The following is a 19624-nucleotide window of genomic DNA, read 5'->3' as shown; positions in this document are numbered from 1 at the left end:
CGTGCTCTACGCCCGGTGCTGTGCCACGCCCGGCCGTGTACCGCTACAGCCCGATCCGCACGGCCAGCACACACGCACCGCCGTCGCGGCCGTCCGCGCCGACGGTCCGTACGATTGTCCGAACGCATTCCTGGGCGTCGGCCGCCTCGGCCAGCCGGGGAGCCAGCGCGAGCAGCTCTCCCGGGTCGCAGTCGCCGACGGCGTCCGTGCGCGTGAGGCCGTCGGTGTGCAGCACCAGCAGATCGCCGGGGAGCAGACGGACACCGGCCTGCTCGTACGCGGCCCCCGTGGTCGCGCCCAGCAGGACGCCGTCCAGCTGGGTCAGGGCGCGCCCCGTCCCGTTGCGGAAGAGCAGCGGGGCGGGGTGGCCCGCCTGGGCCCAGGTCAGGGTGCGGCCCGCGGGATCGAAGCGGCAGCAGACCGCGCTGCCGAGAGCGGGCTGCGCCGAGGTCTCCAGCAGCTGGTTGAGATGGCCCATCAGCTGTCCGGGCTCGATGCCCGCCAGCCCCAGCCCGCGCAGCGCGCCCAGCAGCATCGCCATGGTGGAGGTGGTGCTCACCCCGTGCCCGGTGAGATCGCCGACGCCGAGCAGCGAGGCGCCGGAGGGCAGCTGGAACGCGTCGTACCAGTCGCCGCCGATCACCGTGCCGGTCGCGGCCGGGAAGGCATGGGCCGCGACGTCCAGCCCGCCCGTTCCGTCCGCCGGGAAGCGGAGCGAGCCCCGCCAGGGCGGAAGGACGGCCTCCTGGAGTTCCACCGCGAGCCGGTGCTCGGTGTGTTCGATGTGCTGCCTGCGATGGAGCGAGTCGCGGCTCTCACGCAACGCCCGCTCACTGCGGCGCAATTCGCTGACGTCCCGGAACACCGCCCACATGGAGGCGGTGGAGCCGTCGGCGTCGAGCACGGGCTCACCGGTCATATGGACGGTGCGCACCCGGCCGTCCGACCGCACCATACGGAACTCGCCGTCGATGGGCCGCCCGTCGACGAGACAGCCGGTCACCAGCGTCGTCAGCAGGGCCTGGTCCTCGGCGAAGACGACGGAGGGCAGTTCGTCCAGGGTCATGGGGCCGCTCTGCGGGGTGCGCCCGAGGATCCGGTACAGCTCGTCCGACCAGCTCACCTCGTCGGTGAGGAGATTCCACTCGGCGCTGCCGACCCGGCTGAGAAGCGATCCGGTGCGCTGGGCGCTGTCGGCCAGGTGTCCGGCGAGCGGGTCCTCGGCCTCGTCCTGGAGGGTGTCCGGCAGCCCTTCCCTGAGCTGTCCCAGATGGGTCCCGAGGTCGTCGAGCTGATGGACGGCCAGATCGCACAGTGCCCGCTGCCACCGGCCGTGCGGGTCGTCCTCGTCCACCGCGGCGTCCCGGCGCACCGCGTCCACATCGCCGCGGAGCCGGCGCGTCCGAGTGATCAGAGCGTCTACGGAACCGCGTTCGGGCGGCTGTGAGGCGGGACGCTCCGCGAACACATGGGACGGCATGTGGGACTCCGATACAGGCGTGGCCTCGGCCAGGTCTGAGACACGGTCTTGAGCTGTGGACCGGTACGACTCTCGCACAGGCGGGGAGGACCCGTAAGGGATTTGGCGACACTCGGCACGGTGGTGCCCGGGTCATATGTCGGGAGTCGGCGGTCCACGGAGTCTGGTTCAGGCCATCGTGTGTCATGGGGAGTTCTCCCAGCTCGGCGGGGTCGTGGCCCCGTGGCTGACGGCCGCCTTCGGCGCCAGGCGCGGCGCGCCGTTCCGCCGGGTCCTGCGGAACGACGGCGTCGGCCGACGCGGAGAAACGGTCCGTCGGTGGGGTGATCCCCGATGAGCTGCGGCTCCTCGATGGGGTGCGAAGCCGTCGGTACGGGCTCCGAGCGTGCGTCGCCGACTCCGGAGTTGTTCGTGTACGCACTCCTGGGAGGCCGTTCGGGCCGGCTCCGAGCCGCCGAAGCGGCCACGATCGAGGAGGGAGAACCGGCCAAGAACGCGTCCGGAGGGGCTCCGTCGGACGAGGGACGGCCGAATGGCGGAGAATCGACTGCGGGGCGGTGCGAAGTCCACGACGAGTCCGTTCGCCGAGGGCTCGGACCCGGCGACCGGAGGTCCGGCGGGATCACGCACCGGCCCCGGCGGCATGGGGCCGGGGGAGCCGGCCGGGTTCACGCGGTCCCCGGCGACGGGGCGACGTTCCGCGCGGAGTCGGTGGCTCACGCCGTACGCGGCGTGCGAGTCGGCGGGTTTACCCGGTAGCGGCGGTGCGCGGCGGCGGGCCCGCGCCGTGCGCGGTGGTGCGAGGCGGCGGGCGCCCCGGCGGAGGCCGCCGGCCCCGGTCGCGGACCGGTCCCCACGGCTCCCGGCGGACCATGAAAGACCAGGTCGGAGCCGGTATCGAGGGGCATTGTCAGTGGTGGGCCGCACTATGTGAACCATGACGACTTCTCCCGCCGCCCCCGTCGCGGCCGCATCGCCGGAATCCGCTCCGGCAGTCTCCTCCGCGCCGTCCGCCCCGGCCGCTGCGGAGCCCGCTCCCGCCGTGGTGCTCGTCGGCGCCACGGCGTACGCGTCGGCTGTCGAGACCGCCGCCCGGGCCGCCGCCGCGTACTACGCGACGGGGGAGAGCGCTCTGGACGACGACGCCTACGACCGGCTGGTGCGCGGTGTCGCCGCCTATGAGGCGGCGCATCCCGGCGAGTTGTCGCCCGACTCGCCGACGGGGAAGGTCGCGGGCGGCGCGGCGGTCGGGGACGTGCCGCACACCGAGCCGATGCTCTCGCTGGACAACGCCTTCTCCGCCGAGCAGCTGCTGGCCTGGACGGCCTCCGTGGAGCGGCGGATCGGCCGGCCCGTCGAGCGGTGGAGCGTCGAGGCCAAACTCGACGGCCTCGCCGTGGCCGCCCGTTACGAGGAGGGGCGGCTCGCCCGGCTGCTCACCCGGGGGGACGGCTTCGCCGGTGAGGACGTCTCCCACGCGATCGGCGCCATCGTGGGGCTCCCCGACCGGCTCACCGAGCCCGTCACCCTCGAGGTGCGGGGCGAGGTGCTGATGACCCGCGAGCAGTTCGAGCGGGCCAACACCGCGCGCACCGCCCACGGCGGGGCCCCCTTCGCCAATCCCCGCAATGGAGCGGCGGGCACCCTGCGGGCGAGAGACCGCGCGTACCGGGTGGAGATGACCTTCTTCGGGTACGGCGCGCTGCCGCTGCCCGGGTCGGCGGACGCCTTCGCCGAGGGGACGGCCGAGTGGCCGCACAGCACGCTCATGGAGCGCGTCGCCGAGCTGGGGATCCACACGGCCGCGGCCACCGCCGTCCCGCCGCGCACCGTCACGGAGGCCGACTCCCTCCAGGCCCGGATCGAGGAGTTCGCCGCACTCCGCGCCGGGCTGCCGTTCGGCATCGACGGCATCGTCGTCAAGGCCGATCTCGCGGCCGACCGGGCGGCGGCCGGATCCGGCTCCCGCGCCCCGCGCTGGGCCGTCGCCTACAAGCTGCCCGCGGTGGAGAAGGTGACCACCCTGCTGGCCGTCGAGTGGAACGTGGGGCGCACCGGGGCCATCGCGCCCCGCGCCGTGCTGGAGCCGGTGGAGATCGACGGCTCGACGGTCTCCTACGCCACCCTGCACAACCCCGGCGACATCACCCGCCGCGATCTGCGGATCGGCGACAAGGTGATGGTGCACAAGGCGGGGGACGTCATCCCGCGCGTCGAGGCGCCGGTGGCCCATCTGCGCACCGGGGAGGAGCGGCCGATCGTCTTCCCCACGGCGTGCCCGCAGTGCGGATCGGACATCGACGCCTCGGAGCAGCGCTGGCGCTGTGTCCGGGGGCGCGACTGCCGGCTGGTCGCCTCGGTCGCGTACGCGGCGGGGCGCGATCAGCTCGACATCGAGGGGCTGGGCGTCACGCGGGTCGTCCAGCTCGTGGACGCGGGGCTGGTGAGCGACTTCGCCGACCTCTTCACCCTGACCCGGGAGCAGTTGCTGGGTCTGGAGCGGATGGGGGAGACCAGCACCGACAATCTCCTGGCGGCGGTCCGGGCCGCGAAGGACCGTCCGCTGTCGCGGGTCTTCTGCGCGCTCGGGGTGCGCGGCACGGGACGCTCCATGTCCCGCCGTATCGCCCGGCACTTCGGCTCCATGGAGCGGATACGCGCGGCCGACGCCGAGGCGCTCCAGCGGGTCGACGGCATCGGCGGGGAGAAGGCCCGGACGGTCGTCGCCGAGCTGGTCGAGCTGGCGCCGCTCATCGACCGGCTGGCCGCCGCCGGGGTCCGGATGAGCGAGCCCGGGGTGACCGGTCCGCCCGCCCCGGCGGACGCGGACGCCGGCACCGGCGCCGACGCGGGCGGGAGCGCCGGCGAAGAGGGAGGGCCGGCGGGGTCGGCGGGGCCGCTGAGCGGGATGACGGTGGTGGTCAGCGGCGCGATGACGGGAGTGCTGGCGTCGCTGTCGCGCGGGCGGATGAACGAACTCGTGGAGCGGGCCGGAGGGAAGTCCTCCTCCTCCGTCTCCGGGCGGACCTCGCTGCTCGTCGCCGGTGCGAACGCGGGCTCCAAGCGGGCCAAGGCCGAGCAGCTCGGCGTCCGTACGGCCACGCCGGACGAGTTCGCCGAGCTGGTCGCCGACTTTCTGACGGAGTGACGGACGGGCCCGGAGGCCGGGCCTCGGCGGCCTTCGGGAGAGCGAGGGGGAGGGGAGATGCGGCGGAGATCCAGTCGGGATCAGTTTAGGTTAGGCTTGCCTAAATAAATGGATCTGGGTTCGGCGGGCCGGCCGGGCCGATGGGGAGGAGTCTGCCGTGGGACATGGCTGGGAGGGCGTCGTCCTCAAACTGATGCGCGGCAAGGACTTCGCCTTCACGGTGACCGGGGTCGAAGAGGTCACCGACCGCTTCCGGCGCGTTCACTTCACCGACGGCGGCATGCTGGCGCAGACCGGGGTCCACCCCACCATGTGGGTCCGGGTCTGGTTCGACAACGGGGACAAGCCGCATCAGCGGGCCTTCACCCTCGTCGATCCCGATCCCGAGGCGGGCGCCTTCAGCATGGAGTTCGCCCTGCACGAGGGCCGGGCGAGCGCCTGGGCCCGGCAGGCGCGGCCCGGTGAGACCGTTCAGGCCACCTTGCAGGGCACCGGCTTCACCGCTCCCTCCCCGGCCCCGGAACGTCTCTTCGTGGTCGGCGACCCCGCGTCCCTTCCCGCGATCAACTCCCTGCTCGGAGCGATTCCGGAGGCATCCGCGACGATCTGGTTCGAGACGAGCCACGCCTCCGACCCGGATCTGCCGCTGCGGCTGGACCCGGCCCGCCACGAACTGCGCCGCGTCCCCCGCCAGGAGCGCGGCGCGCGGCTGGTCGCCGAGGTGCGGTCGGAGCTGCCCGCCCTGCTGGACGACCCGGCGGGAGCGTATCTCTGGATCGCCTGCGACACGGCGACGACGCGCTCCCTCGCCTCGTACGCCCGCAAGGAGCTGGGCCTGGCCAAGGACCGCGTCAACGCGCTGGGTTACTGGCGAGCCGCCTGACGCCTCGCGGGTCCGACATTGCGCGGGCCTGCCCGCCCCGGTCCGCCGTCGGCGAGCCCGGCGGACCGGCCCGGTGTCGCGCGGGCCGGCCGTCCCGACGGGGTCCGGCCGGGTCCGCGCGGTGGAGCCGGGCGGGTCAGGGGGCCACCGGCAGGGTCACCCCGCTGACCCCGGTCCGCACGGTCAGCCGGGTCCCCGCCGGGTGGCGCAGGGTGTAGTCGTGGTCCGTGGAGATCAGGACCACGCCCAGCCGGTGTCCCTTCTTGAAGACGTACTCCTGCGGCTGCATCCCGAAACGGAGCCGGTACTCGCGCCCCTCCTCCACCCGGCTCTCCCGGGCGGCCGAACGCCGGTTGCGGACGTCCAGCCAGCCACGCGAGACGATCTTGAAGTCGGCGGTCTCGGTGCGGTGCCGGGTGCGGTGGGCGCAGCCGGTGTCGCCGGGGACGCCCTGTCCGTAGCAGACCGGCGCCGAGGCGTCGGGCACCGTGCCCGCCACCGCCCGGGTGTCCCGGCCGTAGTCCACCAGCAGTGCCGTCACATAGGGCGAGGCGCCGTCCAGCGAGGACCGGAGGGAGACCCGGGGGACGCCGTTGACGCGCAGCTCCTCGGTGAGCGGGCCGGTGGTGTAGGCGAGCCGGTTCGGATGCGCGGCGCCGGGGTCGGCGACCAGGGCCTCCGCCCGGACCGTGCGGCCCGCGTCGCTCAGCGAGTGCTCGACCGCCGGGCCGGGCCGGGCGCCCAGCCCGGCCGGATTGAGCCGCAGCGTCAGATCGTGGGTGCCGCGAGCCGGCCAGTCGGACTGCCGCCGCCAGCTGAAGTCCGCCTGCTCCACCTCGACCCGAGCCGCCTCGGGAGCGCCGTTGTCCAGATCGTAGAGCCAGTGATCGAACCACTGATGCAGCTGTCCGAGCCACTCCTCCATCCGCAGCGGCATCGGATTGTTGTGCCCGGCCTGGTGCAGCCAGAGCCTGCGCGGCACCTCGTGCTTCCCGAGCGCCTCCCACAGACGGCCGACGTGCTGGGTCTTCACATTCCAGTCGTTGCCGCCGTGGACGGCGAACACCGCGGCCCTGATCCTCCGGGCGTCCTTGAGATAGTCCCGCTCGGCCCAGAACCGGCTCCAGTCGCCGGTCCGCCGGTCCTGCTCCGCCGTCAGCCGGTCCAGAACGGGCCGGCAGATCTCCCGGTCGGCGCGGCTGTACACGGATTTGGCCAGGATGTCGGCGTCCTCGCCCTGATAGCCGCCGGGGGCCACCACCCCGCCGTTGGCCCGGTAGTAGTCGTACCAGGAGGAGATGCCGGAGATCGGCACGATGGCCTTGAGCCCCTCGACGCCCGTGGCGGCGACGGCGGTCGGCAGGGTGCCGTTGTACGAGATCCCCATCATGGCGGCGTCGCCCGTCGACCAGGAGGCGCGGGACGGACGGCCGTCCGGGTCCCAGCCCCGGGCCCGGCCGTTCAGCCAGTCCACGGCCGCCTTCGCGCCGAGCGTCTCCGCACGTCCGCCGGAGCTGGGGCAGCCGGTCGACCCGCCCGTGCCCACGCTGTCGAGCTGGGCGACCGCGTAGCCGCGCGGCAGGAAGTAGTTGTCGTTGTATCCGGGGAACGGGGCGGACCGCTCGGACTGCGCCGGGGACGCGGCGGACGCCGACGGGTCGACGAGTCCCGGCAGCCGGCTCTCGGCCGCCGTCCCCCGAGTCGGCGGAAGACCGTCCTCCGCCAGATCCACCGGATGGAAGGGGACCTCGTTGCCGCCGCCCCAGTAGGGGCTGGCCTCGATGATCGTCGCCACCTTCAGCCCGTCGCCGGTCTCCTTCGGCCGCAGGATCCGCATCCGTACGGTGTCCCGCCGGCCGTCCTCGTCGCTGTCGGCCTCCGTCTCGATGTCCACCAGTTGCGACACGGCGTCGGCGCGGGAGAAGACCGGCTCGGTGCGCCCGTTCGCGACGGAGAGCGAGGGGGCGGGCCCGGGGGCGACCCGGGCGGCGGCGGGCGCGGGCAGCACGCCGAGGAGACAGAGCGCCAGCACGGGCGCGGCCGCCCTCCGTAAGACGCCGGTGCGGGGTGACGCGGGGAGTCTCGCCATCGTGCCTCCAGGCTCGGAAGGTGACGATCACGCGGAAGCGCGGGCACATTCCACCGCGGATCGGCGCCCCGCGCCAGACCGCCTTCTGGCAGCCTGTCGGGATGCCCGCACCCCAGGAAGCACCCCCGCGGCGGACGCCCCCGGGACCGTCCTCCGCGCGGCCGGCGAGCCCACCGCCGCCGTACGGGCCCGATCATCGCCCCGCAGAAGGAGAGAGAGTGCCGCCCACCCCACGGTTCACCCTGGCCAGCCTGGTCATCGACTGCCAGGACGCCCACGCCCTGGCCGAGTTCTACGGACGGCTCCTCGGCTGGGAGGTGAGGGCGAGCGAGCCGGACTGGGTCCATCTCCGCTCCCCGGACGGCGCGTTCGGCCTCTCGTTCCAGGGCGAACCGGAGTATGAGCCGCCGCTCTGGCCCGAGGAGCCGGGAGCGCAGCAGAAGATGCTCCATCTCGACATCCGGGTCGACGATCTCGGCCCGGCGGTCCGGCACGCGGTCTCCCTCGGAGCCACCGAGACCTCCGCGCGGGGGCAGGACGACCTTCGCGTTCTGCTGGACCCTGCGGGCCACCCCTTCTGTCTGTTCCTCGTATCCCCCGAGTGACCTGCGAATGTAATACTCACTCCATGAGTTCACATCTGACAGGTGCCCGTCGGGCGGCACCGGTCGGCCCGGTGCGGATCCGGCGGGCGACCGTCGCGGACGCCAAGCGGCTCACCGCCATGGTCCGCCGCGCGCGCGCCTACGAGGGCCCGTACGCGGCCATGGTCGAGGGCTATCGGGTCGGCCCGGACTACATCGAGAGCCACGCGGTGCATGTCGCCGTGGACGGCGGCGGCGCGGCGCTGGGCTTCTACGCCCTGGTGCTCGACCCGCCCGAGCTGGATCTGATGTTCGTCGCGGACCGGGCGCAGGGGCTCGGCATCGGCCGTCTCCTCGTCGGCCATCTGACCGGCGAGGCCCGCCGCGCCGGGATCGACGCGGTGCGCGTCGTCTCCCATCCGCCGTCGGAGGGCTTCTACCTCAGCGTCGGGGCCCGGCGCGTCGGGACCTGTCCGGCCAATCCGCCCGCGGTGGCCTGGGACCGGCCGGAGCTGGTGCTCCCGGTCGCCGCGGACGGCTGAATCACTGCGGGCGGCGGGCGCCCCGTACCCCCGCCGCCCCCGTACCCCCGCCGGACCGTCGGCCCTTACCCCGCCGGACCGTCGGCCCGTACCCCGTGGGACCGCCGACGCCCCGTACCCCCGGGGGCGGCCGATGCCTCGGGCCGCCCCCCGGGGGTACGACGCCTCAGACCACCGCGCCCGTGCCGCGCCGTTCGCTCGCGCGCTCCGGGCGGGTGCGCGGCCGGTCGGGCCAGCGGTGCTGGAGACCGACCGCCAGGGGCATCGCCGTGAACACCGTCGACGCGATGCCGATCACCACACCCGCCAGCAGCGCGACGGAGAAGTCCGCCAGCGAGTCCCCGCCGAGGACCGCGAGCGCGATCAGCACGAAGAGCGCGCCCATGCCCGTGTTCACCGTACGGGGCAGGGTCTGCGCCACCGCCTTGTCCGCCAGCTCGGGCCAGGCCCCGCGCGGCGACATCCGCCGCAGTTCGCGCAGCCGGTCCAGGACGACGACCGTGTCGTTGACCGAGTAGCCGACCACCGTCAGCAGCGCCGCGAGGAACACGCTGTCGACCGGCTTGCCCAGCCAGGCGAACAGCCCCACCACCAGCAGCACGTCCTGCACCATCGAGGCGACGGCCGCGGCGGCGAAGGTCCAGCGGAACCGCACCGTCAGATAGAGGAGCTGGGCGGCGACCGCCACCGCCAGCGCGATCAGCGCATGGGTGCGCAGCTCGCTGCCGAGGCTCGGTCCGATCTTCTCGTCCCGTTCCACGGTGACCTTTCCGGCGACCTCGCCGAGCGAGGCCCGGATCCTCTCCTGCTCCTGATTGCTCAGCTCGCCGGTGCGCACGGTGACGCCCCGCTCGCCCGTCGTCTGGACCACGGCGCGGGGGAACCCGGCCTCGGTGACGGCCGCGCGCGCGATGTCGGCGTCCACCGGCCGCTCGGCGGCGTACTGCACCTGACGGCCGCCGGTGAACTCGACCCCGAACTCCAGACCGCGGACCCCGATCCCGCCGAGGGCGAACACCAGCAGCCCCAGACAGATCCCGAGCCACCGCCGCCGGTGGCGCATCAGCCGGGGCGGGCGGCGCTCCAGGGCCGTCCGGATCCGGCCCTTGGAGGCCAGTCCGGTCAGCTTCGGCCGCCGCCGCACCGCGCCGCGGGCCACCGCCCAGTCGGCGAGCAGCCGGGTGATCACCATCGCCGAGATCAGCGAGACCAGCACCCCGATCACGAGGGTCACCCCGAAGCCCTTGACCGGCCCGATGGCGAAGATGAACAGCAGCCCGGCCGCGAGCAGCGTGGTCACATGGGAGTCGGTGACCGCGCTCCACGCCTTGCTGAAGCCGATCCGCAGCGGCCGGCGCAGATCGGAGGCCGCCGCGGCGGACCGCGATCCGGTGCGGCCGGTGTTGGCCAGGGCGTACTCCTCCCTGGCGCGTTCGAAGACGAGGACGTTGGCGTCCACGGCGATGCCGATCGCGAGGACGAAGCCGGCGAGTCCGGGCAGGGTCAGCGTCGCGCCGATCGCCACGATCGCGGCGTACGAGATCAGTCCGTACAGCGCCAGGGCGAGGGTGGCGAGCGCTCCGACCAGCCGGTAGACGGCGATGATGAAGAGTCCGGTGCAGATCAGGCCGATCACGGCGGCCATCGCGCTGGCGCGGATGGCGTCCGCGCCGAGGGTCGGGCCGACCACGCTCTGCTCGATGGTGGTCACGGGCACGGGCAGCGCGCCGCCCTTGACCAGGGCGGCCAGATCGCGGGCCTCGGCCGCGTCGAAGCTGCCGGTGATCTGCGCCGATCCCCCGGTGATACCCGCCTTGCAGGGCACCGAGGTCTCCATGCCGGGCGCGGAGACGATCGCGTCGTCCAGCACGATCGCGACCCGCCGGGCGGGGTCGCCCGGAGCGGCGCAGGCCGCGTCGCCGGTGATCTTGGCCCACTCCTTGCCGCCGCCCCGGAAGGAGAGGTCGACGGACCAGCCCCGGCCCATCTGGGTGTCGAGCACCGCCTCGGCGTCCTTGACCCCCTCGCCGGTCAGCGCGGGCGGCGCGAGCTTGAGGAACGCGCCCGGCGCGTCCGGGTCGGGCAGCACCCGGGAGCCGTCGGAGGCCGGGGCGCTCTTCGGACCCTGCGTCGCCTCCACCACGGGGTGGAAGGTGAGCTGGGCGGTGCGCCCGATGACCTCGGCGGCCTTGCGCGGATCCTGCACCCCGGGCAGTTCCACGACGATACGGCGCTCACCGGAGCGGGCGAGCGACGGCTCGGAGACCCCGAGCGCGTCCACCCGCTGCCGCAGCACCTCCAGCGCCCGGTCGGTCGCGCCCGCGTCGGCGCGGACGGTGGGCGAGTCGCGGGTCTCCAGCACGATACGGGTGCCACCCCGCAGATCGAGCCCCAGCCGGGGCGGTTGGGTCATGGCGACATAGAGCGATACGGCGACGACGGCGAGCGCGAACAGCGCACGCCAGAACGTGGCGCGAGAGGACATGAGTACTCCACGGGCGGCACACGGCTCGCCCGGGGGGCGGCCGCGGACAGGTAAGGGACGCGGCGATCGCGCGCCGTCGTGCCCGTGGACATGCCACAGGGACGGGCGGCGGACGCCGAAGAGACCTCAGCTGCTCGTGGAGGAGGGCGGTGCCCGGGTCTGCCGGGGGCCGTGGACGGGCAGGGGCGGCGCGCGCTCCTGCCGGGGACCCGCCGCCTCGCGGCCGGCCGACGGCAGCGCGGTGACGGGGGCCGTCGGCGGCTCGGCCGCCTCGGGCGCCAGGGGCGGCCGGTCGCCCGGATCGGAGGAGACGACCTCCTGGACGGTCGCGACCGGAGCCCGCCGCACCTCGGCCCGCGCCGAAGCGGTCCGCGAGGGGCCGTCGGTACGGGCGGGAACGGCGGGTGTGACGGCGGGGGCGGAGGCGACCGCTCCGGCGATCGGGGCGGGCCCGGCCCCCGCGAGGACCACGAAGACCGCCCATACGCCCATCAGCAGCGGCGGCAGGGAGGCCGCGACGAGGAGACGTACGCGCTGTCGCATGCGCCCGCCCCCTGGTGTTGTGACCCGACCGTTCAGGTCACAGCGTAGGCGACACCGGCGGGCGGCCGGTGAGCGGACGGCCCCCGGTCTTCCCGGGCGGTTGTGAACGCCTCGTGAACAGCATGTTCACTCCATGGCGTGATGTCTACGATCTCCGACGGACGGTCTCGTTCGAGTGACCGCCTGCCCTGCACATTCCCCCGTCATGGAGGTCGCACGTGTTCGGGAAGGCCACAGAGTCGCACATGTTCGGGAAAGCCGCGAAGCCGTACCGGTCCGGGAAGGCCGCGGAGCCGCAGAGGTCAGAAAGAACCGCGGAGCCGCACAGGTCAGAAGGAGCCGCGGAGCCGTACGAGTCGCGGAGGGCCGCGAAACGGAGCGGACCGGCCGCCGGAGGGTTTCGGGCCCGGGCGGTCGCCGGCGCGGCGGCGGGGATGTTCCTCGTCGCCGGCTGTTCCTCCGGCGAAGGACCGGCCGAGGCCGCAGGCGGCGTCCCGGTCGTCGAGAAGGGCGCGCTGACCACCTGTACCCATCTGCCCTATCCGCCGTTCCAGTTCGAACGGGACGGCGAGATCGTGGGCTTCGACGTCGCCCTGGTCGACCTGGTGGCGAAACGGCTCAAGGTCGAGCAGAAGATCGTGGACACCCCCTTCGAGAACTTCAAGACCGGCGCGTTCCTCAACTCCGGCGAGTGCGACCTCGCGGCCGCCGGGATGACCATCACCGACGACCGGAAGAAGAACGTCGACTTCTCCGTCCCCTACTTCGACGCCACCCAGGCCCTGCTGGCGACCAGGAAGAGCGGTCTGACCTCCCTCGACCAGGTCAAGAGCCGCCGAGCCAGGCTCGGCGCCCAGACCGAGACCACCGGCGAGAGCCACGCCAAGAAGCACGGCCTCGACCCCGTCGCCTTCGAAAGCTCGGACGCCGTGCTCACCGGACTGCGCACCGGACAGGTCGACGCGGTCGTCATCGACTACCCTGTCGTCCAGGGCTGGCTCAAGGACCGGCGCAACGCCGCCGAATTCTCCCTCGGCCGGCCCATCGAGACCGGCGAGCAGTACGGGATCTCGGTGAAGAAGGGCAATCGGAAGCTCCTCGCGGCCATCGACCGGGCCATCCGGGAGGCGCGCGCCGACGGCAGCTACGACTCGCTCTACCGACGGTGGATCGGACCGCCGCCCCAGGGCTCGTCGTGACCCTGCGGCCGACCGCGCGGCAGCGCCGCCGGGCCTTCCGGGGCGCCCAGTACGCCGTCTTCGCGGGGCTCGTGGTCCTGGTCGGCGCGCTCGCCGACTGGGACCGGCTGGCGCGCCAGTTCGCCCAGCCGGACCTCGCCCGCGAGCTGTTCCCCGACATCATCACCACCGCCCTGCGCAACACGGTGGTCTACACCCTCTCCGGATTCCTCTTCGGACTGGTCCTCGGCGTGGTCGTCGCCCTGATGCGGCTCTCGCCGGTCGCGCCCTACCGCTGGGCGGCCACCCTCTACATCGAGTTCTTCCGGGGCCTGCCCGCCCTGCTGATCTTCATCTTCGTCGGCGTCGCGGTGCCGCTGGCCTTCCCCGGCACCGCGATCCCCGGCGGCACCTACGGCAAGGTCGCGCTCGGACTCGGACTGGTCGCCGCCGCCTACATGGCGGAGACGATCCGGGCCGGCATCCAGGCGGTGCCCAAGGGACAGCTGGAGGCCGCCCGCTCGCTCGGCTTCTCCCATGCCCGCGCCATGGTGTCGGTGATCATCCCGCAGGCGTTCCGGATCGTGATACCGCCGCTGACCAATGAACTCGTCCTGCTCTTCAAGGACTCCTCACTGGTGCTGTTCCTCGGCGTCACCCTGGAGGAGCGGGAGCTGACCAAATTCGGCCGGGACCTCGCCAGCCAGAGCGCCAACTCCACCCCGATCCTGGTGGCCGGCCTCTGCTATCTGCTGGTCACCGTGCCGCTCAGCCTGGTCGTACGCCGCCTCGAAGCCCGCTCGGACCGCACCGGATGAGGAAGCCATGACCGAGGACGAGCCCGTGCCCGCGACGAGCGGGGCCGAGATCGAGATCCGGGGGCTGCACAAGTCGTTCGGGGACGAACCGGTCCTGCGGGGCATCGATCTGGACGTCGGCCGGGGCGAGGTCGTCTGTGTCATCGGCCCCTCCGGATCCGGCAAGTCGACCCTGCTGCGCTGTGTGAACCTGCTGGAGGAGCCCACCGCCGGACGGGTCGTGGTCGGCGGGACGGACGTCACCCACCCCGATGTGGACATCGACGCGGTACGCCGCCGTATCGGCATGGTGTTCCAGCAGTTCCACCTCTTCCCGCATCTGAAGGTCACCGAGAACCTGACCCTTCCGCAGCGGCGGGTGCTGCGCCGGGACCGGGCGCACGCGGCGGCCGTCGCCCGGGAGAATCTGGCGCGCGTCGGGCTGCTGGACAAGGCGGACGCCTATCCGGCGCAGCTCTCCGGCGGTCAGCAGCAGCGGGTGGCGATCGCCCGGGCGCTGTCGATGGGCCCGGAGGTGATGCTCTTCGACGAGCCGACCTCCGCGCTCGACCCGGAACTCGTGGGCGATGTGCTCGCCGTGCTGCGGATGCTGGCCGACGAGGGCATGACCATGGTGGTGGTCACCCATGAGATGAGCTTCGCCCGGGAGGTCGCCGACCGGGTGGTCTTCATGGACGGCGGAGTGATCGTCGAGCAGGGCCCGGCCGCGCGGGTGGTGGGGGATCCGCGCCACGAGCGTACGAGGAACTTCCTCGACCGGGTGCTGAACCCGGCCGCCGCCCGGGACCCGGAACCGAGCGCCGGTCCGCCGGGGACCCCGGGGCAGGGCTGAGCGCCCGCAGGGGCGGGAGGTCCGGTGATCCCTCGCCGACGGGGGACCACCGGACCTCCCGCCGGTATCAGTAGACCTTCACCCCGTGGGCGCTCAGCGCCTCGCCGACCGGCTGGAAGAAGGTGACTCCGCCCCGGGCGCAGTCACCGCTGCCGCCGGAGGTGAGACCGAGCGCGGTACGGCCCGCGAACAGCGGACCGCCGCTGTCCCCGGCCTCGGCGCAGGCATCGGTCTGGATCATGCCGTGGACGACATCGCCGCCGCCGTAGTTGACCGAGGCGTCGAGCCCGGTCACCCGCCCGCCGCGCAGCCCGGTGGTGCTGCCGCTGCGCTGCACCGACTGCCCCACCCGGGCCGTGCCCGCCGAGGTGATGTCGCGATGGCCCCCGTTGTGGAGATAGACCCGGCCCTCGGCGGCGGACCGGTCCGCGTGCCGGATGATTCCGTAGTCGTCGCCGGGGAAGCTGGAGCCCTTGGCGGCGCCGAGCGCCACCGCGCCGCTCGGGCTGGTGTACCAGGTGCCGCCGCCCCGGGTGCAGTGCCCCGCGGTGAGCGCGTAGTGGGCGTTGCCTCGGCGGACGTTGAAGCCGAGCGAGCATCTGGTCCCGCTGCCGTAGATCGCCTCGCCGCCCGCTGTCAGCTTGGTGATCGTGCCGGGGGTGTACCCGATCTTCAGTACGCCGGGCCGGGTCCCGGCAGCCGCTCGCTCCAGCCGGGCGGCCTCCCGGGCCGAGACCCTCCGGTCGGCGGTGACGACCACGGCGCCGCTCGCCCGGTCGGTGTACCAGGCGGTGCCCGCGATGTCCGCGTCGAGCACGGCGTCGCTCACCTCGGCGAGCTGGGCGGCGGTGGCCCGGGCCGGGCCTCCCGGCTCGGCGGCCGCGCTGGGGGCGGTCAGCGCGGACACGGTCAGCAGACCGGCCGCCACGGCTGTCAGCCGTACCCGCACGGCCGCGCCGCCGAACGGGGTGGAGCGCGTGATTCTCAACTCTGCTTCCTCACTGTGGGGATTGCGGCTGGGGGGATTCCGGACCCGTGGGGAGAAGGGCCGGACGAACGCTCGGCGACGAGAGGTCCGGCCGCCGCCGCGGCCGGGGCGCCGTTCCGCCGAGGTGCTAGGAATCCTGGACTCCGCACCACCGCGCCACAAGATCCGCTTTCGGTCGCCCCCGGTGGGCGCGGCGATGGCCCCGGCCCGCCCGGCGGCCGGGGGAGCCCGCCGCCGTCCCGGCCCCGGCGGATCCTCGGCCGGCCCGGTGCGAACGCCCCTTCGGCGTCCGCACAGGTTGTCCTCGCGGCACCGGATCCCGGCTCGAAATGCGCTCCGGCACCCCCTGTTCCGCCTGTTCAGAGAGTGACCACATTCGAACAAAATGTAGTCATCGTAAGGACACCGCCTCTGTGCCCGCCTCTGTCGACGGCAGTTCTCAGCGCCGGTGACTCATGGTCGGTACGGGGCATCCTCGCCGGTGGGAGGGGTACGGGGCCGTCCTCCGCCGCTCGGGACCGCTCGGCCGACCAGTGAAATGGTGTGATTGCCGCGCTTGTTACGCCAAGCCTTGCTGTCCGGATCTGTTTGTTTCTCGTGATTTCCGCACGGATTTCTTCGTCGCGGATCGCCGCCGTTCCCGCCGCCGGAGCCCCCGCGTGCCCGCGCCGCCTCGCGCGGGCTCAGCGGCAGCGGTAGTCGAAGCGGGCCGTGCTCCGGTGCTTCGACGGCGAGACCACCTGAAGCTCCGCGTCGGCGCGGTAGTCGCCCCGACCGTGGAACGACCACAGCAGCCGCAGCCGCGCCTCCTCCTGGCCCCGGGCCAGCTTCTGCCGCAGCCGCCCCGACGAGGTGCCGTCACTGCGCACCCAGCGGTAGACGAGGGTGCCGGGCCGCCCGTTGGTGTCGACCACTCCCACGATGTCCGCCGTGCCGCCGCAGCCGAGCACCGCCGACGCGGGGCGGGCGGAGACGGAGTCCACGGCGACCGGACCGCCGTAGCGCTGCCACAGGAGCAGCGCGAGCGCGATCGCCGCCGCCGAGGCGGCCGGGGCCCATCGCCGCAGTGCCCGGCGCAGCCGTTCGGTACGCGACGGCTCGCGCCACACGGCCGCTGCGACGGCGGCGGCCTCCGCCGTCCCGCCCGGGGCGTGACGGCGCACGGAACCGGTCACGCCGGGGCCGAAGCGCCGCAGCTCGCCCTCTTCGCGCGGGTACGGGACCGTCCGCCGGTGCGAGGCCGTCCGTCGGGGCTCCGGCCGGCCGGTCCAGGGCATCGGCCGGGGTCCGGAATCCGGCCCCTCGGACCAGTGGCCGCCCAGCGCGGTGGCCCGGTAGCCGTCGTCCTCCGAGGCGCGGGCCGGTTCGGAAACGGAACCAGGACCGGAACGGGAAACGGAGCCGGGGCCGGAAACGGAGCCAGGACCGAGGTCGGGGCCGGTCCCGGCACCAGGCTCCTGAGAAGGATCGGGGCCGGGGCCTGGAGGCCCCTCGCCCCGGTCGGGCCCCCCGCCCCCGTCGGCTCCCTCGCCCCGGTCGGGCCGCTCGCCGCGCCGCCGGTAGGGAATACGTGGATCCGTCACCCGATCGAACACCCCCGGGAGATCTGCCGCCAGGAGCCGCCGCCCGTCGCGGCCGGCTCGGTGACCGCCCGGACCGCCAGATAGCAGCCGGGGCCCGTGAAGAGATGGGAGGGACTGAGGAAGTAGTTCCGCGCACCGCTGCGCCGGAAGGTCTCCGAGCCCTCCAGCACGCCCGGCTCGCCCTGGACATCGCCGGTGTACCAGCCGATGGTCACGGTGATCGGCCCGGTCCCGTCCGTCACCACCTCGACCGTCGCGGTCGCCGAGTCGCCCTCGCCGGGCGTCCGCCGGGCCCGGCTCGTCTGCTGGAAGCCGGTGACGGACACCGACCTCACCCGTACCGGGGAGGGGACGTTCGGCGTCGGGGAGGCGGAAGCGGAAGGAGAGGCGGAAGCGCTCGCCGAGGGCGCGGCCGAGGCGGAGGGGGAGCGCGAGGGCGTCGGCGGTCCCCGGGTCGGGGAGGGGGCGCCGGCCGCGCGCTCCGGCGCGGAGGAACCGGGCGCCCGGGACCCGGCGCGTACCGGCGAGGCCGAGGGGGAGCCGCCGGGCGACGGCAGCGGCGCGCCCGCGGCCGCCGCCCGCCCCGGCGCACGGGACGGGGCGCCCGCCGGGGGCGAGGACACGGGCCCGGCGGCGCCGTCCGGCCACGCTCCCGTGGTGGCGAGGCTCCGCGCGGCGGCACGGGCGGGTCCGCCGCCGTCCGGCTCGAGCGCGACGACCAGGCCGAACAGCAGCGCCGCGACGACCAGCCCCGCGAGAAGGGAGCCGACGGTCGCCCACATGCCCCGAGACCCGCGAGACGGCCCGGCTGCGGCTCCTGCCCCGGCGGGTGACCGGCCGCCGGGCTTCCGCCGGCGGCCGCCCAGGACGCCCGCCGCGCCCCCGAGCGCGGTCACGGCCCGGTCGGCCGTCCCCGCCCGCTCCCCGGAGGAGGGGAACAGCAGCGGCAGCAGGGCGGCGAGCGCGGCCAGCGTCCGGCGGCCCCGCTCCTCCCAGTCCTCCCCGTAGGCCGCCCGCGCGATCTCCTCCAGCTCGGCCACGAACGCCGACGCGTCCCCGGCCCGCTCCCCGGGCGACTTCGCCAGCCCGCGCCCGACGAGTGGACGGACCGGCTCCGGCACCTCGTCCAGCGGCACGGGCGCGTTCATGTGCTGAAGGGCCAGTTCGGCCAGATTCTCCCCGGTGAACGGCTTACGGCCGGTGAGGCACTCGAAGAAGGTGGCCGTCGCCGCGTACACATCGGCCGAGGGGGAGGCGGGCTCCCCCTGCCACTGCTCCGGGGCCATGTACGCGGGGGTGCCCGCGACCTCGGGCGCGGAGCCCTCGCCGACGGCGATGCCGAAGTCCGCCAGGCTGGACGAGCCGTCCGCCGCGATCAGCACGTTCTCCGGCTTGTAGTCCCGGTGCACCACCCCGGCCCGGTGCGCCGAGGCCAGCCCGAGCAGGGAGCCCTTGAGCACGGTGAGCGCCGCCTCGGGCCCGGTCGCGCCCTCCTGGCGCAGCAGTGCGCGCAGGGCGATCCCGTCGACCAGCTCCATCACGATGGCCGCGCCGCGCGGGGCCTCGACATACTCGTACAGGCCCACCACATGGGGGGAGTCCAGCTCGCCCAGCACCCGGGCCTCGCTGCGGAAACTCTGGACGAAGGCCGGGTCGGTCCGCAGCCGTTCGCTGAGATATTTGATCGCCACCGGCGCTCCGGTGGCCCGGTGCACGGCGAGGACCACCCGCCCGCTCCCGCCGGAACCCAGCTCCCGTGCGTCCGTGTATCCGGGCACCGTCCATGTCTTCATCCCGCCCCCCTCGGGCCTGCCCGCCGGATCCTGCCGGGCTCGCGCGCCCCGCGACCCGAGGGGCCCGGGGAGCGGAGGTCGGCGCGCGCCTGCCGCACCGTAGCCCACCGGCGTTCCCCGGCAGCAGACGCGATCGCGCCGACTGCCGGTTCCTTTCGGCGCTTTTCCGGGTACGCGGCCGGGAGCCGGCGGCGCCGCACGGCCTCCGCGCCGGGGCGCGAGGGGTGTGAGGGGCGTGAGGGGTGCGATGTGCGCGAGGGGCGCGTCCGGGAGGTGCCCGGGCAGGCGCGGGGACGTACTCGGGAGGCGGGCCGGCCAGGCGCGGGGATGTGCCCAGGAGGCGGGCCGGGGAGGTCGGGACATGGAGAAGCCCCCGGCTGGACGGGGGGATGACCAGCCGGGGGCGGTATGACGCGGTCACGGAAGGGCGGTCGCCTCGCGGCGGAGGGCTCCATGGGGCTTCAGCCGAACGATCTTCCCCAGGGGCCGAGGGGTGGGCCCGGGGACACTGTCCCCTCCGTAGCCACATACCTCTCAACGGAGGGCCAGCCCGTAATGTTCCGGTATTTCGGGGCATTCAATTGTGACGTGTGACACGTCCCAGGGGCCATGGTCACCGTTTCGGGTGTACGGGGGCGGTCGGTGGGCGTTGACAGCCGGGGAGGCTGCCCCTAACTT

The 19624-nt window shown here is 74.0% G+C and carries 14 protein-coding genes; 7 read left to right on the top strand and 7 right to left on the bottom strand.

Annotated features, from left to right (window positions below; translation table 11 throughout):
* Positions 1 to 43 precede the first annotated feature (43 nt).
* Complete coding sequence (locus tag ACF089_RS21425; protein WP_392028784.1) at positions 44 to 1480, bottom strand: PP2C family protein-serine/threonine phosphatase; 1437 nt, start codon at positions 1478 to 1480, stop codon at positions 44 to 46.
* Positions 1481 to 2417: 937 nt separating this feature from the next.
* Here ACF089_RS21425 and ligA point away from each other — a divergent pair.
* On the top strand, positions 2418 to 4628 hold the full coding sequence (gene ligA, locus ACF089_RS21420; protein ID WP_392028782.1) for an NAD-dependent DNA ligase LigA: 2211 nt from the start codon (positions 2418 to 2420) through the stop codon (positions 4626 to 4628).
* A 157-nt stretch (positions 4629 to 4785) separates the two neighbouring features.
* Positions 4786 to 5511, top strand: coding sequence for a siderophore-interacting protein (locus ACF089_RS21415; RefSeq protein ID WP_392028780.1), 726 nt, complete (start codon positions 4786 to 4788; stop codon positions 5509 to 5511).
* Positions 5512 to 5647: 136 nt separating this feature from the next.
* On the opposite strand, the gene ACF089_RS21410 is transcribed toward ACF089_RS21415, so the two are convergent.
* Positions 5648 to 7600, bottom strand: coding sequence for a Xaa-Pro dipeptidyl-peptidase (locus ACF089_RS21410; protein WP_392028778.1), 1953 nt, complete (start codon positions 7598 to 7600; stop codon positions 5648 to 5650).
* A 218-nt stretch (positions 7601 to 7818) separates the two neighbouring features.
* Between ACF089_RS21410 and ACF089_RS21405 the strand changes: the two genes are divergently transcribed.
* Positions 7819 to 8205, top strand: a complete 387-nt coding sequence (locus tag ACF089_RS21405; protein ID WP_392028776.1) for a VOC family protein — start codon at positions 7819 to 7821, stop codon at positions 8203 to 8205.
* A gap of 23 nt (positions 8206 to 8228) precedes the next feature.
* Entirely contained in the window at positions 8229 to 8726 is a 498-nt protein-coding gene (locus ACF089_RS21400) for a GNAT family N-acetyltransferase (RefSeq protein ID WP_392028774.1), read from the top strand.
* Positions 8727 to 8892: 166 nt separating this feature from the next.
* Here the strand turns inward: ACF089_RS21400 and secD are convergent, their stop codons facing one another.
* Positions 8893 to 11211: a protein translocase subunit SecD gene (gene secD, locus ACF089_RS21395; protein WP_392028772.1), complete on the bottom strand. Its 2319-nt coding sequence runs from the start codon at positions 11209 to 11211 to the stop codon at positions 8893 to 8895.
* Positions 11212 to 11337: 126 nt separating this feature from the next.
* Entirely contained in the window at positions 11338 to 11754 is a 417-nt protein-coding gene (locus tag ACF089_RS21390) for a hypothetical protein (protein WP_392028770.1), read from the bottom strand.
* A gap of 434 nt (positions 11755 to 12188) precedes the next feature.
* Between ACF089_RS21390 and ACF089_RS21385 the strand changes: the two genes are divergently transcribed.
* The 3 genes from ACF089_RS21385 to ACF089_RS21375 are packed head-to-tail and all read left to right on the top strand — an operon-like array spanning position 12189 to position 14582.
* Positions 12189 to 12953, top strand: a complete 765-nt coding sequence (locus tag ACF089_RS21385) for an ABC transporter substrate-binding protein (RefSeq protein WP_392028768.1) — start codon at positions 12189 to 12191, stop codon at positions 12951 to 12953.
* A complete protein-coding gene (locus tag ACF089_RS21380) occupies positions 12920 to 13750 on the top strand; it encodes an amino acid ABC transporter permease (protein ID WP_392028766.1) in 831 nt (276 codons plus the stop codon). The genes ACF089_RS21385 and ACF089_RS21380 overlap by 34 nt, the downstream gene beginning before the upstream one ends.
* A gap of 7 nt (positions 13751 to 13757) precedes the next feature.
* Entirely contained in the window at positions 13758 to 14582 is an 825-nt protein-coding gene (locus tag ACF089_RS21375) for an amino acid ABC transporter ATP-binding protein (RefSeq protein ID WP_392028764.1), read from the top strand.
* A 67-nt stretch (positions 14583 to 14649) separates the two neighbouring features.
* Here the strand turns inward: ACF089_RS21375 and ACF089_RS21370 are convergent, their stop codons facing one another.
* The 3 genes from ACF089_RS21370 to ACF089_RS21360 form a co-directional block, all read right to left on the bottom strand.
* Entirely contained in the window at positions 14650 to 15570 is a 921-nt protein-coding gene (locus ACF089_RS21370; protein ID WP_392028762.1) for a S1 family peptidase, read from the bottom strand.
* A 683-nt stretch (positions 15571 to 16253) separates the two neighbouring features.
* Positions 16254 to 16847: a hypothetical protein gene (locus ACF089_RS21365; protein ID WP_392028760.1), complete on the bottom strand. Its 594-nt coding sequence runs from the start codon at positions 16845 to 16847 to the stop codon at positions 16254 to 16256.
* Between the two features lie 302 nt (positions 16848 to 17149).
* Complete coding sequence (locus ACF089_RS21360; protein ID WP_392028758.1) at positions 17150 to 18946, bottom strand: protein kinase; 1797 nt, start codon at positions 18944 to 18946, stop codon at positions 17150 to 17152.
* Positions 18947 to 19624: the final 678 nt, after the last annotated feature.

The sequence above is a fragment of the Streptomyces sp. NPDC014894 genome (assembly GCF_043080985.1).
Taxonomy (GTDB): Bacteria; Actinomycetota; Actinomycetes; order Streptomycetales; family Streptomycetaceae; genus Streptomyces.
This window is presented reverse-complemented; position numbering and strand designations above follow the sequence as displayed.